This window comes from Streptomyces krungchingensis (assembly GCF_054729265.1).
In genome coordinates this window covers 598,376-614,686 of sequence record NZ_JBPUKY010000001.1, presented here as the reverse complement: position 1 = coordinate 614,686, position 16,311 = coordinate 598,376, and the positions used below count along the sequence as shown (strand labels likewise).

Sequence of the window (16,311 nt, the reverse complement as noted above, 5' to 3'; positions counted from 1 at the left end):
CGCGACGACGGTTCCGTGCGCCCCGGGCCACCTCAGCCCTCCGGTACGTCGCCTCGACCCCGCTCGCCCCGGCTGCGCTCCTCCCGGCCGGGCTCGTCCCGGCGGATGCGGCTGACGGCAGGGATGACGAACCACCACAGGACGTACAGCGCCGCGACGCCGGCCACGATCCACGGGACGTAGCTCTCGTCCTGCGTGGCGACGCGCAGCACGAGCAGAAGCGACGCGGCCATGGTGACCAGCAGGAGGAAGAGGCCCAGCACGGTCAGCCGGGAGGCCCACACGACGGCCCGGGGCTTGATGAAGCGGCCGGAGACGACGCGGTGGATCGACACCGGTGCCACCAGCGCGCCGGTGGCGGTGGCGCCCAGGACGATGATGACCACGTAGAGCGTCCGATCGGTATCCGAAAGCTGCCGGAACGTCGGCTGGAACACCACCGTGAGCAGGAATCCGAAGAGGATCTGAACTCCGGTCTGGGCAACCCGGATCTCCTGGAGGAGGTCGTTCCACATACGGTCGGCGCGCTCCGAGGGGGACTCGTCGCGTCCGGTCACGTCTGCCTGGGTGTCGCGCTCCATCGAAACGCTTTCCCTCCTGGGTGTGCGATCTCGAAAGCCGGTCGGCGCTTCGAAGGCCGATCCGTGACAGGACGTGTACCCGGTGGCGTCGTCCCCTCACGCAAGCGTGGTCCTCGTAGGTGATCCGGACGTATGCGGACCCGGCCCCTGACGGAAGGCGCGCTGCCGCGGCACGTCCGCCGTGCCCCGCAGGTCCGGGACGGGACCGGCGTGCGGGGCGTCGCACTCGTCGGCGCGCGGGACGGTGGGGCACGAACGGTCGCCGCCGAGCCTCGTACGGGCCACGACGAGAGGCCCGTACGAGGCTCTGACGCGAGGCGCACGCACCCCCGACGCGAGGCGCAACTCGGCGCGGAGCGACCGCTCGCAGCGCCCCGAAGACCCAGGAGCCGTCCGTGCCCGGCGCGGCGGCCGGCGCTGCGAATACTCCTGTCCGAACCCTGTACGGGCCGCGGGTGTTCGGGATAACTTCTCCTCGCCGTCGCGAGTTGAAACGATTCAATCCACTGTTGCCCAGGGAGGCACCATGACGTCGAGCGACACACCGGACAGCGGCACACCGCACAAGGGCATCGGCATTCCCAGGCGGACCGTCGTCACCACGGCAGGCGCTCTCGGACTCGCGGCGGTGTCTCTCTCCGCCGGACTCCCCGCGGCGGCGGCACCCGCGGCCCGGGAGACGGGCGCCGCCGCCCCGGCGCGTCGCGCCAACGGGTGGCAGCACTACGTCCAGGCGCCCTCCTCGCGCACGGTCCGCCCCGTGCGCGTCGTCGGGACGAGCGGGGACGTCCGGCGTCCCGACGCGCTGCTCGAGCCCGGCGGTGCCAGAACGCTCCTGCGGCGCCCGCGCCCCGAGGCGGCGCCCCGCTGGCCCGACGGCACGAAGGCCGAGGCCTCGTCGACGCATGCCGGCAACAACGGCAACGACGGGCGCCCGCGCACCTATGACGCCGCCAACGCCATCGACGGCGACCCGGACACCTTCTGGAACGACGACACCCAGGGGGCGTTCCCCGACGTCCTCACCGTCACCCTGCCGCAGGCCGCGCGACTGCCCGGCGTCACGGTGATCTCCAACAGCGACGGCGTACCGACCGATCTCACCGTCGACGTGTGGCGCGACGGTGCGTGGACCACGGCCGCCACGATCTCCGACAACGATGTCATCCAGAAGGCGGTCCCCTTCCCGGAAGACATCACCACCGATCGCGTACGCATCACCGTGACCGGCGTGCAGGACACCCCGCACGGTGCCTTCACGCGCGTCAACGAAGTGTGGCCCGCGCCGGTCGAACCCGTCCCCGCGCCGAGCGTCACCGTGGACTTCGGCAAGGTCGTCGTCGGATACCCGCAGATCCGGTTCACCTCCGCCTCGGACAACGCTCCGGGCGTCCGTCTCGCGTTCTCCGAGACCCGCCAATTCCTCACGAACCGCTCGGACTTCACCCGCTCGGACCAGGCGGGCGGTGCCGGGCAGGGCACGGACCAGTTCGCTGTGCCGGCGCGCGGTGCCGACTGGACCGACCGCAAGGGTTTCCAGTCGGGCGACAAGGTGTTCGCCGACGGACTGCACGGATTCCGCTACCTCACGATCACACTGGACGCGCTGTCCTCGGACGCGCCCGCCGCCCAGCCCTGGGGAGAGGTGGAAATCGACTCCGTCGCCCTGAGCTTCACCGGCTATCTCGGCACGCCGGGCACCTACCGGGGCTGGTTCCTGTGCTCCGACGACGAGTTGAACCGCTACTGGTACGGCGCCTCGTACACCAACGAGATCGTCACCGACACCTTCCGTCAGGAAGACGTGGATCCCCGCGGCGCGTGGTCCGCCTCCCTGGAAGGGAAGTTGGTCCTGCACGACGGAGCCAAGCGGGACCGGGACCCGTACGTGGGCGACCTGGCCGTCTCCGCGCGCACCTTGTACCTGACGCACGACGACACGGCCGAGGCGGCCCGCAACGTGCTGGCCGACCTGGCGGAGCACCAGCGCGCCGACGGCTGGATCCCGCCGGCCTCCATCTCGGGCTACACCCTGCCTCTCTTCGACTATCCGCTCTACTGGGTCACCTGCAGCTGGGACTACGTCCTGTACACCGGCGACCGCGCCTACGCCGCCCGGTACCACCCCCATCTGGTCAAGGTGCTCGACACCTGGTACCCCAGCGTCACCGACGACGCGGGGCTGCTCAGCAAGGGCCTCAACGGCACCGGCGGATACGGCGACTACGCGTTCCTGGGCCGTACGGGCCGGGTCACCTACTACAACGCCCTGTACGTCCAGGCGCTGCGCGACGGAGCCCGGCTCGCCCGCCTGCTGGGCCGTGACGCCGACGCCACACGCTGGCAGGCCAGGGCGGACGAGGTCGCCCAGGCCGTCAACTCGCTGCTGTGGGACGCCGATGCCGGCGCCTACCTGGATTCCGCGACCGGCCCCGTGCGTCACGCCCAGGACGGCAACGCCCTCGCCGTCGTCACCGGCATCGCCGACGCGGACCGCGCGGCATCGGCGCTCACCCATCTCGACACGACGACGAAGCGGGCGTACGGCAACGCCTTCATGGACAACGACACCCTCTTCGACCAGGCCTCCCAGCGGGTCTACGCCTTCACGTCCTACCCGGAGATCCAGGCCCGCTTCCTGACGGGCAGGGCCGCGTCGGCGCTCGACCAGATCCGGCGCACCTACGGTTGGATGGACCGGCACGACCCCGGCACCACCCACTGGGAGGGCATCGGCCCCGACGGGTCCCTGTACGAGGGCGCCTACACGAGCATGGCGCACGGCTGGTCCACCGGTGTGCTGCCGGCGCTGACCCACCACCTGCTGGGTGCCCGGCCGACCTCGCCCGGGTACGCCACCTGGGAGGTGGCTCCGCAACCCGGCGACGTCGACTGGGCGATGGGCCAACTGCCCACACCGCACGGGCCGTTGCGCGTCGAATGGGAGAACGGCGATCATGAATTCCGGGTCACCGTCCACGTCCCGGACGGCACCCGGGGCTCGGTCGCCGTCCCCGGTGACGCGCGGCGACTGCGCGTGCGCGCGGGCAGCCGGACGCTCTGGGACGGCAGGCGCGCGGCCACTCGTGACGTGACCGTGGCCGATGGGACCGTCACCGTGTCGAACCTGGGGCCCGGCGGCCACAGTCTCGTCTGCGAGCGACAGGCATGAGGCGCGCACCTGCGTGACCGGCAGGCCGGCACATGGTTCCGTGTGAAAGCGGGGTGCGGGCGGGCAGCGCAGGCGTACCCGCCCGCACCCTTCACCCCTCGGGCGTCCCCAGCCGGGCCAAGGCGGCCGTCACCAGGGCGGCCGTGCCGGTCTCCAGGGTGAGGCGGACACTGGGCAGGTAGCGGGACGAGTGGTTGGCGGGCAGGACGCGGAGCTTCTCGGCGGCCCCGCCGCCGGGCGCCGCCGCCCACTGGGCGGGACCGGTCGCGCCGAGCATCCAGTAACCCCCGCGAATGCCGGGCCGGCCGTGCAGAGCGGCGCCCGCACCGGTGAGGAGGGGGAAGTCCTCGGTGGCCGTGGCGCCCGGCCAGCCCGTGACACGAGCGGCACCGAACTGCCTCTGGTGGGCGGCACGGACGGTCGCGGTGACCTCCGGGTCGGCGAGAGTGACACCGGAACGGGACAGGGCCGCCACGGTCACACGGGGCGGACGCGCTGCGGCGGCGGCCTCGGCGCGGACGACGCGCTCCACGGCGGCGACGGCGCGATCGAGAGCGGGCTCGGAGAAGGCGCGGACGGTGACATGGAGCACCGCCGTCGAGGCGATCACGTTCCCGGTGCTCCCCGAGTCGCCGGCCCGCAGGGAGGACGCGGTGACGACGACCCGCTCGGCCGGATCGGACTCGCGGGCCGCGACCGCGGAGAGCCGCACGACGCAACCCGCGGCCGCCAACAGGGGGTCGGCGGTCAGATGAGGCGTGGCGGCATGACCCCCCTCGCCTTCGAAGCGCGCCTCCAGGAGGGCACTGCCGGCCATCACCGGCCCGTCCGCGTGCGCCACCATGCCCGCGGGGAACGGCGCTGTGTGCTGCGCGAGGACGTCGTCCGGCGGGGTGATCCGCTCGTACAGACCGTCCTCCAGCATGGCGCGAGCACCGCTGAGGGTCTCCTCGGCCGGCTGGCCCACGACGAGGAGCGTGCCGCGCCACTGTTCGCGACGGCCGGCGAGCCACCGTGCGGCCGCCGCCGCGCAGGCCAGATGGGCGTCGTGACCACAGGCGTGCATCACCGGCACGGGCCGTCCGTCCGGCCCCGGAGCGGTGGCCGTGCTGGCGTAGGGCGCGCCGGTGTCCTCGGCCACCGGCAGGGCGTCGAGTTCGGCGCGCAGGAGGACGGCGGGACCGTCGCCGTTGCGGAGTTCGGCGGCCACGCCGTGGCCGCCGATCCCGCGCAGCACACGGAAGCCGTCGGCGTCGAGCCAGTCGGCGAACCGGGCTGCGGTACGGCGTTCGTCGCCGGAGAGCTCGGGATGGCGGTGCAGGTCCAGATACAGCTCGGCGGTGGGCACCGACAGGGCGTCCAGACCGGGCAGGGCGGGAGCGGGCCGGTCGTGGCGCGTGGTGGTGCCCGGTCTGCGGCTACGGGTGCTCAAGGGCGGGACTCCTGGGGGCGGGTGTCAGTGAGGTGACAGCGGACGGCAAGGGCGGTGACAAAGGCACCGCGTAGAAAGGGAGGTGCCGAAGGCCCGGAACACTTCGGCAGGTTCAGCACACGCACCACCGGACGGGACTGTGCTGTCCCGGCCGGGTTCATGTCCTCGGACCAGAAGGAGTCGTCATGGCCGACAGCCCCCTTGCCTCTCTCGCCCAGGAGATCCTGGACCTGGAGTCGGAGACCTTCGAGATCACCGACTACTCGGACGCCAGCGAGGTCATGCTCGGCTCGTCCACGAGCTGTTCGTCGACCAGCACGTGTTCCAGCACCACCAGCACCACCTCCTGCACCGCCTGACGCCCGTCGTCGGTATCGAAGGCCTCCGGCACGCGAGCGCGCGCCGGGGGCCTTCGGCACGTACGGGCCGGACGCGCGGGGTCTGCGGGGTGCGCCCCGCGCGTTCGGGCGGGACCCGTCGCCGGTCACGGGAACGGATGGGGCACGCGTCGCAGGTCCTCCTCCCGCAGCGGCGCCGGGACCAGCCCCGCACGGTGCGGAGCGGTCCGCAACCGCCCCATGGTCAGGGCGCGTTGCCGAGACCAGCCGAAGTCGATCGGCAGCATCCCGGGCGCGAGCGTGGCCACCGTGCGCAGCCCCATCCGGCGCTGTTCCGGGGTGGTCTGGTCGACGGCGATGACATCGCATCCCGCGCCGGTGATCAGGTCGCGCAGCAGCGTCACGTCGTCGCGGAGGTCCCCGGTACGGGGCCGGAGTTCCTCCCATCCGGCGAACAGTTCGGCCGACGGGGCGACTCGGGAGGGGGTGAGATAGCCGTGCGCGTGGCGGCGCATCGCGGGCAGGCCGAACAGTGCCGCGTGGTCCGGCAGCCGCTTGACCAGTCCGAAGTCCTCGACCATGGCGGTGAGTTCGGCGGGACGTTCGGCGACCTGACGGGGCAGGTGCGGAATGTAGGTGAGGATCTCGGAGATCGCGGACTCCACCGCCGTCTCCGGGTCGAAGGACGCGCCCGCCGCGAACGCCAGCGTGCCGGGCCCGTCGTCGCGGCGCACGGCGAGACCGGTGACGATGGGCAGGGGCAGGTCCACCCGGTTGTCGAAGACATGGACGTCGTAGCCCTGGAGGGCGGCGCGGGCCACCATCGCCCGCACCTGTGGTGCGCGCACCGAGTCCAGGTCGATCTCCGGCAGGGTCAGACCGCCGTACCAGCCCAGCAGGAAGGCGTCCCGCTCGACGAGTTCCATCAGGCCGAACAGGACGGCCTCCTCCGGACTGCCCCCGGTGGCACAGCCGTTGGAGCATTCGAAGACGAAGTTGTCCTCCCGGGTGCCCGCGCTGTAGTACACGAGCCGGGCCGGGACGAGGACCGGGCGCTCGTCGCGCAGCGACCAGCCGGTGACCCACGGGATGGGCCTGGCCGGATCGAACGGCGCGACCATCGGGTCCTCCGCGTACGTACGTGGCGCGTAGAGCCCGCAGTCGCGCGGGTCCAGGGCCCGGTCGCCCAGTTCGTCGAAGGAGGCCGTGACGACGGGAGCGCGATGACGGCGGTGCGTGCCCGCATAGCGTTCCAGCCCCTCCAGGAACGCCAGATCGCGGCTCCGGGCGAAGGAGTTGGCCTGACCGCTCCACGTGACGTCGGTCAGCCCGGCGTATCCGCGCATGAAGACGCTGCCCGCGACCGGCGCGGTGGTGGGCGAGGTGACATCGATCCAGGTGCCGCCGCCCAGCACCCCGCACACCGGATTGGCGAGACCCTTGACCGGCAGCGGGTAGTCGGCGGGGCCGGACAGCCGGTAGGTGTCGGGACGCGGCTTGGGCCGGGACACCGGTGCCGTCAGGGCGGACTCCACGGCGGCCCGGCGCGTGGCCTCCTCCGTGAACGGCCGGCAGTGCGGGCACATCGGCTCCGGCACCAGCGGGAAGGTGCGCACCCGCAGCGATTCCAGGTCGAGTTCCGTGACCTGGGGCAGGGCGGCGTCGGCGCCCTGAGCCGCGTGTCGGGCGGCCCCCGAGGCGATGAGGCGGTGCAGGGACCACACGGCGTCCACCGCATGGTCGGGCAGCACCGGCCAGCGGCCCGCCGCGGTGGTCTCGACGCCCGTCTCCAGCGCCTCGCGCTCGGTGCGGGTACGCAGCCGCTGGCGTCGCATGGCCAGACAGGTGCCGCACACGGGCCCGGCACCGAGCGAGCCGCCCCACGGGCCCAACAGCACGGCCTGGGCGGTGAGATGGACGGTCGCCTCGTGCGGGGACACGGTCTGCGGGGGCGTCTCGCCGAGGACGTTGACGTCGCCGATCCGGGAGACGGCCGGTGCGCTGGAGCGGGTCGCGGCGGCCCGGACCGCCAAGCGGTCCTGGAGATCCGCGCGGGCCGCCTCCAGGGGCGACGTGGCCGGTGCGGGCGCGGTGACGGTGGTCATGGCCGGTTGCTCCAGCGGAAGTTCCGGATGGCGACGAGTCCGAAGACCAGGGCGAACACGACGAGCCCCACGCAGTCCACGGCGATGTCGCCGAGGTCCCCGCGGCCGCCCATGGCGTCGGTCAGCCCGTCGTTGAGGTAGTGCAGCGGCAGCACCTTGGCGACCGTGCGCAGCCAGCCCGGCATGAGGTCGTCGGGGAAGAACGAACCGGAGAGGAAGGCCATCGGCACCATGACGATGTTGGCGATGGCCGCGACCGCCTCCGGGGTGTCGGCGACACTGCCGACGACCAGGCCCATGGCGAGGAACGCGGTGACGCCCAGCGCCAGCAGCGGCAATGCCGCCCAGAACGGCCCGTCCAGGCGCAGGCCGAAGAACGGCAGCAGCGCGACGGCCGTGAACAGCACCGTCTGCACACCGGCGACGCCCACCGCCACGGTCCAGCGGGAGGCGAGCAAGGTGCGCAGCGGGGTCGGCGTACGCCAGATGAGACGCAGCAGGTCGTCCCGGCGCCACTGCATGAGGGCGAAGCCGACGGAGAACACAGCGGCGTTGCCGACACCCCACGAGAGCACACCCGGGGCGATGTAGTTGATGGACGACAGCCCGCCCACGACCTCCTGGTCGTGGAAGATGAGGCCGAAGAGGACGAGGAAGGCCAGCGGAAAGGCGAAGGTGAAGAACAGGGTCGTCTTGTCGCGCACGCTCGCGACGTAGGTGGCCCTGGTCAGTGCCGAGTAGGCGCTCAACGGAGGTGCTCCTTTCCGGTACCGGTCAGGGACAGGTAGGCGTCCTCCAGCGTCGCGGTGCGCACGGTGACCGACTCGATGTCGACGAGGTCGCCGAGCGCGGTGAGGACCCGGTTCGCGGCGGTCGTCTCGATGACGAGTTCGTCGCCCTCGACCGTGGCCCGGTCCACTCCCTCCAGGGCGAGGGCGGCCTTGGGGGAGAGCCCGGCGGCGGGGAGCAGCAGCCGGGCAGGGGCGGCGAGGGAGCGGATGAGATTGCGGGGCGTGTCGAGTGCGACGACGCGTCCGCGGGCGATGATCGCCACCCGGTCGCAGAGGGCTTCGGCCTCGTCCAGGTAGTGGGTGGTGCAGATGATGGTGCGGCCTTCGGAGCGCAAGGAGCGCAACAGCCCCCACAGTTCGCGCCGAGCCTCGGGATCGAGCGCGGCGGTCGGTTCGTCGAGGAAGATCAGTTCGGGCTCGTGGAGCAGGGCGGTGGCGACGGCGAGTCGCTGGCATTGGCCACCGGACAGGTGGTCGACGCGGGCGTTCTCCTTGTCCGTCAGGCCGACGCGTTCCAGGGCCGTGCGCGCCGTGGCCTCGTCCATGCCGTAGAGCGCGGCGACGGTGCGCAGGTGTTCGCCGGCGGTGAGGCGGGCGAAGAAGGCCGAGGCCTGAGTCTGTACGCCGATCCGTGCCAGCAGCGCGGTGTCGCGCGGCCACGGGCTCCTGCCGAGGACGGTGACCGTCCCGGAATCGGCCTCGCGCAGGCCCTCGACGATCTCCACGAGGGTGGTCTTGCCGGCGCCGTTGGGGCCGAGGATGCCGAAGAACTCGCCCCGGCGTACGTCGAGGCCGACGCCGTCGAGGGCCGTCACCTCCCCGTACCGTTTCGTCACGCCGGCCAGGGCGACGACCGTCTCGGAGGTGGTGTGGCCCCGGGCCACATCTGTCTCGCTGTCTGGTGCGCTCATCTCGCCTTTCCTTGCGTGAGCCGACGGGTCCGGGATCCGCCCGGGTCCCGTCCCCGCGCGGGAGAGGTGCCCCGCCGGGTCGATGGGGGGTGTGACCGGCGGGCGTTCCGGGGCGATGGCCGACGGCGTCGCGGGGGCCGGCTCCTGGCGTCGCGCGCGCAGGGAGCGGCCGAGCAGGCCGAGCGCCCACAGCAGCAGGACGGCGGCCAGGGCCGCGGGCGGCAGCCACCAGGACAGGGCCGCCAGGTCGTCCGGCAGCGCAGCGTGCAGCGCCGCGCCCGCCGCCACGAGCACGGCGACGCTCTGCACGGCGATCAGGAGGGCGAAACCGCCGTACACGAGTCGCAGCCGGGGCGGGTACGCGGCGAGGCCCGGGCCGCGGCGGAAGGCCGCCCGGGCGGCGAGCGCCACGAACGTACGGCTGCCGTCGGCGAGGCCCGTGACGCCGGCGGCGTGGCCGAGTGCCTTGTACCCGTCCAGGGGCGGCATCGGCAGGAGGTTGGCGATCGCGCAGACGGTGCCGAGGAACAGCAGCGCGCCGAGTGCGGGGCGGGCCTGGGCGTCGGATGGGAGCAGCGCCCACACCGGGTAGAAGGGCACCAGGAACAGGAGGTTGGCGAAGGCCCCGGCGCAGGCGGTGGCGACCTTGCGAGCCCGGCTGCCCAGGAACTGGACGTCCTCGACCCGGCAGTAGAGATAGGTGGCGCCGAGCAGCCAGCGCAGCCCGATCTCCGTGACCCGGCCGCCCCAGGCACGCGCGAACAGGCCGTGGGCCAGTTCGTGGAGCGCGAGACTGCACCACAGGACGCAGCCGACGGCGAGCAGCACCACGGGCCGCCCGGTGGTCTCCCCGGTCTGCCGCCACAGCGTGCCCGCCTGCACGGCGACGGCGGCGAGCAGCGCGACGGCCAGTGCGGTGAGGACCGTCAGCGCGGCGGGCCGGCGGACGGGGGCGGTCGCGCGGTGCAGCCGGTCCATCAGGGCCGGCGCGTCGGCGACCAGCCTGGTCCGGCCGGCGAGGATGCCGTTGGGCCGGTCCAGCGGCGCGGCAGCGGGCGGTGCGGCGGGTACGGGGCCGCCGTCGAGGAGGCTGCGACGGTGCAGCAGCCCGAGCATCTGCCCCCACTGGGCCTCTCCGAGGCGGGTGCCGAACTCACCCGTGTACTCCCTGCCGATCTCGGCGAGGGTGCGGGTGCCGTCCAGCCGCGTGATCAGGAAGTGCTCCTTGGGACCGACCTCCAGTCGGCTCCCGGTGCGCGGATCCTTGAGCAGGTGGATGCGGGCCGCGCCCCGTACGAGGCTCGGGCCGACGACGACGTCGGCCCGCACACGCGGCCGGGCGGCGAGGAAGGCGTCCACGGTCACTCCGCCTCCCGCGGTGCGCCGTCGCGGAGGGCGCGGGCGAGGACGTAGGAGAGGAAGGCCTCGTCGCGGATCGTCATGCTCAGCCGGTTGTTGGTCATGTGCATGTACGGGGAGAGCAGCATGGGCAGGGCGTGTGCGGGGTCGGTGGCGTGGATGTCGCGGGTGCCGTCCCAGGCACGGAAGGTGAGTTCGCCGCGGCGGGCCAGGTCCCGGGCCCGGTCGCGGAGTTCGGCGCAGTGGGCCGCCCAGCCGCGCAGGAAGGCGGGCAGCCGTTCCGGCTCGCCCTCGGCCACCGCGTCCCGGATGTGCCGGAAACGTGCGGGGAGACTGGCGCCCATGGCGTCGTAGGCGCGTTCGTAGCCCCTGTCGGCGGTGTAGTCGGTGCCGCTGAACGCCCTGTCCCAGAAGGTGTGGTAGCGGTCGAGGAAGGCGAGCAGTGCCTCGTCGTCGGAGAGGAAGGTGCCGGACATCACCATCATCAGCTGCGCGGACAGGCCGAGGAGCACCGTGCGCAGGTGCAGGTTCATGCTCCGGTTCGCCTCGACCACCAGGTCGCTGGAGTGCTGGAAGTGCCACTCGGCGAGTTCGATCCCGGCGGGCCCGCCGTACTTGCCGTACTCGGGTTCGTAAGGGCGGTCCTCGAAGGTGTTGTTGGGGCGCAGCCTCATGCGTCCGTCGGGGCCGAGGAGCCGGGCACGCTCCTCTTCCGAGTACTCCAGGGTGAAGAGGGTCTCGTAGAGGTCGGCGAGAAAGCCCTCCTTGACCTCGTAGAGCGCGGGGCGTTCGCGCAGGAACGCGGTGAGCGCCGCGTGCGTCCGCTCGCGGACGGCCGGTGCGTCCGCGGCCCGGGCGGGTTTGAGGCGCAGCCGCAGATGAGGGCCCTCCAGCCAGTAGTTGATGAAGAAGTACCCGGCGAGCAGGCCTTCTTCGGTCAGTGCGTCCACCAGCGGTTCGACGCACTGGAGGAGCAGTGGGCGGGGGCTGGCCGCGTAGAAGACGTGGACGGCCTGCCACGTGCCGGCGGCGTCGTCGGGCGGCTCTCCGGGGACCGCGGAGGGCGCGGTGGGTGCGGTCACTGTGTTCCGTCCTCTTCGGGCAGGCGGGCCTGGGGCAGCGCGGTCTCGGACAGGGGTGGATCGAGCAGGCCGGCCCCGGGCGTGCGGGCCTCGGCGCGGTCGGCATCGGGGTGCTCGGCTGCGGGCTCGCTCACCGGACCGGGCAGCATCTCGACGGCCAGTTCGGCGACGTGCCGGCCGCGCGGCGAGGTGACGTGGAGTTCCTCCTCGCCCGGGAGCATCTCCTCGAAGACCGTGCGGGCGCGGGCACCGGCGAGGAGTCCTTCGAGGGCCATGAGCGACAGGGGGCTGTCGAAGTCGACGTACTGAGGCTTGGAGCCGCCGAACAGGCCGCTGTCCTCGCCGTCCGCGGTCTGCTGATGGACGGTGGCGAAGACCCGTGCGGGCAGGCCGTGCCGGGTGCGCCAGCGCTGCCAGCCGAGGTACCAGTCGCCGTCGCCGGTGCCGGCGGCGCGCAGCGGGAGGCTGCCGTCGGCGGCCGTCCAGGAGCGCCGCTGCAGGACGAGGGCGTGATGGCGGACACGGGGCCGGGCGGTGACGCCCTGGTCCTCGGGCCCCGCGGGGACGCCACGCCACACGTCCAGCACGGAGCGGGCGGTGGGGGAGAACAGCAGGAGGGTCCGCGGGATCTCGGGCAGCACCATGGGGACGAGGTAGCCGAGGTAGAGCGGGACGATCTCGCGGTCGAGGCGGGTGGAACGCAGGACGAGCCGGTCCGTGTCGACGTCGTGCACGGCGTGCAGGTCGTCGAGGTGGATCCGGGCCTCCTCGGGGGCGGTGCTGTGCTCGCCGGGGCAGACGATCTCGTAGTCCGTGAGCCGGCCGTGGAGATTGAGGTTGGTGGTGGCGGCACCGGCGGTGATCTCGGCGAACACCGCGCCGGGCGGCAGCAGTTCGCGCAGGTCCTCGCGCAGCGCGGTGGTGAGGTCGGTCCCGTCCCCGCCGTCGAAACAGTGGGTGAAGCGGGTGAAGGGGAAGCAGAGGCCGCCGAAGGAGTTGTTGAGGACGACGAGGGGGTCGCCGTCGCGGCGGGCCAGTTGGAGGAAGTGGCTCTGCGGCTGGAAGGCGGGTGCGGCACCGGCGAGCGCGTCGGCCACCTCGTCGACGGTGGCGTCGTCGAGGACGAACTCGTCGGCGCCGGACGGCAGTACGGACCAGTCGGCGCGGACCCGGGCGGTGAGGGCGGCGCGGGCCCGGTCGACGGCGGAGATCTCCGGCATGCCGAGCCAGTTCTCCTCGGGGGCGTGGCTGCCGTCCGGGAGGAAGTCGTCCTTGGTGGCGGTGAACTGGACGTACTGCCGGAAGATGTCCTCGTGGAAGTCGTGGACAAGCCGCAGCACGTCCGCGCAGCGCCCGCCGTGTCCGAAGCGGGCGAGGAAGAAGCCCTTGAGCGTGAGCCGTTGGGGCAGGGCCACGTCGAAGGCGGGCAGGATGCGCCCGATGGAGCGGAGCGGACCGGCGGCGAGCGTGGTCCACTCCGTGAGGCCGGCCGTGGTGGTGCCGGCGGACACGTCCTCGTAGACCAGGGTCTGTGGCAGCGTGGGGTGTTCGGCACCCAGCTCGGCCTGGAGGGCGAGGAGATCGGTGCGCAGGCCGGCGAGCAGTGCGCGGCGGGCCGGCAGGTCGGCGTGCGGGTAACGCGCGAGGGCGTCGGCCGGGCCGTCCAGCCGGGCAGCCAGCGCAGCGGCCCAGGGACGCCGGAGGGCGCGCAGCGAACGCTGGAAGGCGGCCAGCGGGTCTCCGCCGTGCACGCCCGTGTCCAGACCGGGGAGTTGGAGCATCCCGAGGTCACGCAGGGCGGTGAGGTACCGCTCGGCCTCCTCGTCACCGGCTCCGGTGGTGGTGGCCAGCCAGCGCGCCAGATCGCCGTGGCGCAGGGTGCCGTCCTCGTCCCGCAACAGGGCGAGCATGCCGTCGAGGGCGCCTTGGCGGCGCAGGAAGAAGAGGCGGTCCTGGGCGGCGTCGAAGCTGATGGGCGCGCTGTCGTCGCCGGCCGTGACGGCCCGCTGGACATAGCGGACGCGGCCCTCGTCCAGCTTCCAGCCGGAGGCCAGGGTCACCGGGAGGTCGGCGCGGCGTCGCGGATCGGCGGTGACGAGTTCGGCGAGGCGGGTGAGGACGACGACGTTGAGCCGGGGATGGCCCGTCCAGTCGTCGTGGACACGGGTGGCGGCCGCGCCGTTCGCCGCGGCGGTGTCGAATGCTCCGAGGGCGACGCCGGTGAGGGTGCTGAAGGGACTCGTCTTGCAGGCGGTGCGGTACAGGTAGGAGAGCAGTGAACGCTCCATCTTGCGGGCCCGCTTGCCCGGTACGGGCGCGGGGTCCGCGGCGAAGCCGTCGAGCCGTTCCTCCAGGGTGGGGGAGGCGAGGAGCAGGCCGCGCCGCAGCCGCTCGTCGCGGGCCAGTTCGCGCAGCGCGGCGCGGGTGCGGACGAGCCCGGCGGCCAGGACGGTGTCGCCCTCACGGCGCAGTCGCTCCCAGCGGACGCGTGCGTCGAGCCAGGTCGCGAGGTCGGTTCCGGTGGTCCCGCCGAGGTCCGCGGCGAGAGCGCGGGCGGCGTCGGGATCGGCGGGCAGCCGGTTGTTGAAGACCTGCCTGCGCAGGGCGAGCAGGCGGCGGCGCAGCCCGGCGTCCTCGGTCCCGCCGACCGCTTCGGACAGCGGGTCGCTGAGGCGGGCGCCCAGCTCGGCGAGCCGGTCCTCCTCGGCGGCGGTCCGGCCGGCCCAGTCGGCTGCCTCGGGAGCGCGCAGCGCGAGGACGGTGTCGGCCGGCAGGCCCGCGACGCGGAGCATGAACCGGCTGTGCAGGCCCACTGGTTCGCCGGCGAGGGCGGTGTCCTGGGCCGGGGTGGTGGCGGTCGGGCTCACGCCCTCCCCCTTTCGTGTGGGGTGTGCTGCCGCTCGGGAACAGGCCGTCGGGCGCCCCGTCGGTCCGGGGCGGGGCTCGCGGTCACGGGGCGACGATGTCGTAGCGGTAGTCGGCGGGGTGCGGCCGCTCATGGCCGATCATCATGATCAGCAAGGGGATCTCCCCCCGTTCGGCCAGCCCGAGTTCCTCCCCGAACGAGACGCTGTCGAAGCCGAGCGCGACGCCGCAGGCGGTGCCCGCCGCGGAGGCGGCGGTGTAGACGGCCTGGGCGGTGGCGCCGACGGTGGCGTTGACGAGGCGGTAGCCGCGGTCGCCCACGGCGTCCAGCACGGCGTGGGTACGGGCGACGGGCACCAGGACGGCGGCGGCCTGCTCCATGTTGTAGTTGGCGAGGAAGTAGTTCTCCTGGAGGAAGGATCCGAAGTCCCCGGCCTTCATCAGCACCAGTCCGCCGGTGTCCCGGTCGTACTCGTAGAGCCCGGCGGGCACGTCGCGCACGTGGTTGACGAAGACGTACAGCCGGATCAGGGGTGCGCCGCCGGGCGTCTCGGTGTCGCTGTCCAGGGTGCCCGCGGCGACGGCGGCGGCGAGCGCGGCGGCGAGCCGGTCCGGGGCGAGCGGCTCGGCGGCGGCGAACCGGCCGAAGCTGCTGCGGCGTTCGCGCAGCGCACGGCGCACGGGTGTGTCCAGCGGCACGGGCGCGGGCAGCGCACTGCGCTCGCCGGGGCCGGCGGGCGCGGCGAGCGCGGTGTCCAGGGTGCCGGGGGCGGGCCGGTCGGCTGCGCCCTCCAGCGTGGCGGCGTGGACGCGCTGCACGGTCGGGAAGGACAGCACGCGGCGGGACTTCTCGTCGGGTGTGCGGCGCACGCGCGCCCCGGGCGCCGGCGGCGCGGGTGTCGCCGGGCCGGTGCCCGCCCACCGCAGCGGGACCACGGCGAACACGCCGTCCTCGTCGGCGTCGAGTCCGAGCAGCCCGCCCACCCTGGGTTCGTCGAACCAGAGGGCGCTGCCCAGCTGCAGGCCGTGGGCGCGGGCCCACATCCGCCAGGTCTGGAGGAGCGCTCCGACGTCCATCGTGACGGCGTGGTAGCAGAAGCTGTTGTACTTGAACGCGTTCTGCCAGAACGTCACCCCGAGGACGAGGAACTGGTCGGTTCCGGCGGCCTCCTCCCAGTCGCCGAGAGCCGCGCGGACCTCGCCGGCGACGTCGCCCGCGAGGAGCCGGGTGACGCGGTGGCGCGGAGTGTCGTAGTAGTACACGCCCGGTGTGAGTGGGCCGCTCGCGCCGGTGACCCAGTGGATGCCGACGGGGTAGAGGCCGCCCCCGGAGGCGGTGCCGCGCGACCAGTTGGCGTGGGAGTGGAAGGGCAGCGAGCCCAGATCGGTGTTGGCCTGGACGGCGAGCCGGCGCCCGGAAAGACCGTAGGAGTCGCGGAGCATCGCGCCGAGCAGGGGCAGGGTGAACTCCCCTGTGCCGCGCTGCCCGAACAGGCCCCGGTCGAGGGTGGCGTCGTCCGCGCAGCCGCCGTCGGGCAGCGGGAAGGACGAGGCGCCGGGGAAGAACTTGCCCTTGCGCGGGCGGTCGGACCAGTCGGGGACGAAGTCGGCCGGCTCCATGGGGATCCGGCCCCGCCGCATCACCGCGGTCGCGTACTCGTGGGCGTATCCCATG

10 protein-coding genes are annotated in these 16,311 nt (G+C 73.2%); 2 read left to right on the top strand and 8 right to left on the bottom strand.

Annotated elements, in window-relative coordinates:
- Window positions 1-32 precede the first annotated feature (32 nt).
- Window positions 33-581, bottom strand: a complete 549-nt coding sequence (locus tag ACSYGO_RS02820; protein ID WP_426680816.1) for a DUF6328 family protein — start codon at window positions 579-581, stop codon at window positions 33-35.
- Between the two features lie 526 nt (window positions 582-1,107).
- Between ACSYGO_RS02820 and ACSYGO_RS02815 the strand changes: the two genes are divergently transcribed.
- Window positions 1,108-3,753, top strand: coding sequence for an alpha-L-rhamnosidase-related protein (locus tag ACSYGO_RS02815; RefSeq protein ID WP_460385669.1), 2,646 nt, complete (start codon window positions 1,108-1,110; stop codon window positions 3,751-3,753).
- Between the two features lie 91 nt (window positions 3,754-3,844).
- Here ACSYGO_RS02815 and ACSYGO_RS02810 read toward each other — a convergent pair whose 3' ends face one another.
- Window positions 3,845-5,185, bottom strand: coding sequence for an amidohydrolase (locus tag ACSYGO_RS02810; protein ID WP_460385668.1), 1,341 nt, complete (start codon window positions 5,183-5,185; stop codon window positions 3,845-3,847).
- Window positions 5,186-5,370: 185 nt separating this feature from the next.
- On the opposite strand from ACSYGO_RS02810, the gene ACSYGO_RS02805 reads away from it, so the two are divergent.
- Window positions 5,371-5,544 (top strand): thiazolylpeptide-type bacteriocin, encoded by a 174-nt coding sequence (locus tag ACSYGO_RS02805; RefSeq protein ID WP_028801243.1) that lies wholly within the window; start codon window positions 5,371-5,373, stop codon window positions 5,542-5,544.
- A gap of 125 nt (window positions 5,545-5,669) precedes the next feature.
- On the opposite strand, the gene ACSYGO_RS02800 is transcribed toward ACSYGO_RS02805, so the two are convergent.
- The 6 genes from ACSYGO_RS02800 to ACSYGO_RS02775 all read right to left on the bottom strand — a co-directional run bounded on the left by ACSYGO_RS02800 (window position 5,670) and on the right by ACSYGO_RS02775 (window position 16,310).
- Complete coding sequence (locus tag ACSYGO_RS02800) at window positions 5,670-7,628, bottom strand: TOMM precursor leader peptide-binding protein (protein ID WP_460385667.1); 1,959 nt, start codon at window positions 7,626-7,628, stop codon at window positions 5,670-5,672.
- On the bottom strand, window positions 7,625-8,377 hold the full coding sequence (locus ACSYGO_RS02795; RefSeq protein ID WP_426680812.1) for an ABC transporter permease: 753 nt from the start codon (window positions 8,375-8,377) through the stop codon (window positions 7,625-7,627). Before ACSYGO_RS02795 ends, ACSYGO_RS02800 begins: the two co-directional genes overlap by 4 nt.
- Entirely contained in the window at window positions 8,374-9,330 is a 957-nt protein-coding gene (locus ACSYGO_RS02790) for an ABC transporter ATP-binding protein (protein WP_426680840.1), read from the bottom strand. The genes ACSYGO_RS02795 and ACSYGO_RS02790 overlap by 4 nt, the downstream gene beginning before the upstream one ends.
- A gap of 1,361 nt (window positions 9,331-10,691) precedes the next feature.
- A complete protein-coding gene (locus ACSYGO_RS02785) occupies window positions 10,692-11,771 on the bottom strand; it encodes a lantibiotic dehydratase C-terminal domain-containing protein (protein WP_426680811.1) in 1,080 nt (359 codons plus the stop codon).
- Complete coding sequence (locus tag ACSYGO_RS02780; protein WP_460385666.1) at window positions 11,768-14,638, bottom strand: lantibiotic dehydratase; 2,871 nt, start codon at window positions 14,636-14,638, stop codon at window positions 11,768-11,770. Before ACSYGO_RS02780 ends, ACSYGO_RS02785 begins: the two co-directional genes overlap by 4 nt.
- Before the next feature lie 82 nt (window positions 14,639-14,720).
- Window positions 14,721-16,310, bottom strand: a complete 1,590-nt coding sequence (locus ACSYGO_RS02775) for a SagB/ThcOx family dehydrogenase (RefSeq protein ID WP_460385665.1) — start codon at window positions 16,308-16,310, stop codon at window positions 14,721-14,723.
- Window position 16,311: the final 1 nt, after the last annotated feature.

Coding starts and splice junctions, on each gene's coding strand:
- ACSYGO_RS02800 (WP_460385667.1), bottom strand. CDS start 7,628: ATGACCACCGTCACCGCGCCCGCACCGGCCACGTCGCCCCTGGAGGCG.
- ACSYGO_RS02790 (WP_426680840.1), bottom strand. CDS start 9,330: ATGAGCGCACCAGACAGCGAGACAGATGTGGCCCGGGGCCACACCACC.
- ACSYGO_RS02805 (WP_028801243.1), top strand. CDS start 5,371: ATGGCCGACAGCCCCCTTGCCTCTCTCGCCCAGGAGATCCTGGACCTG.
- ACSYGO_RS02775 (WP_460385665.1), bottom strand. CDS start 16,310: ATGGGATACGCCCACGAGTACGCGACCGCGGTGATGCGGCGGGGCCGG.
- ACSYGO_RS02815 (WP_460385669.1), top strand. CDS start 1,108: ATGACGTCGAGCGACACACCGGACAGCGGCACACCGCACAAGGGCATC.
- ACSYGO_RS02820 (WP_426680816.1), bottom strand. CDS start 581: ATGGAGCGCGACACCCAGGCAGACGTGACCGGACGCGACGAGTCCCCC.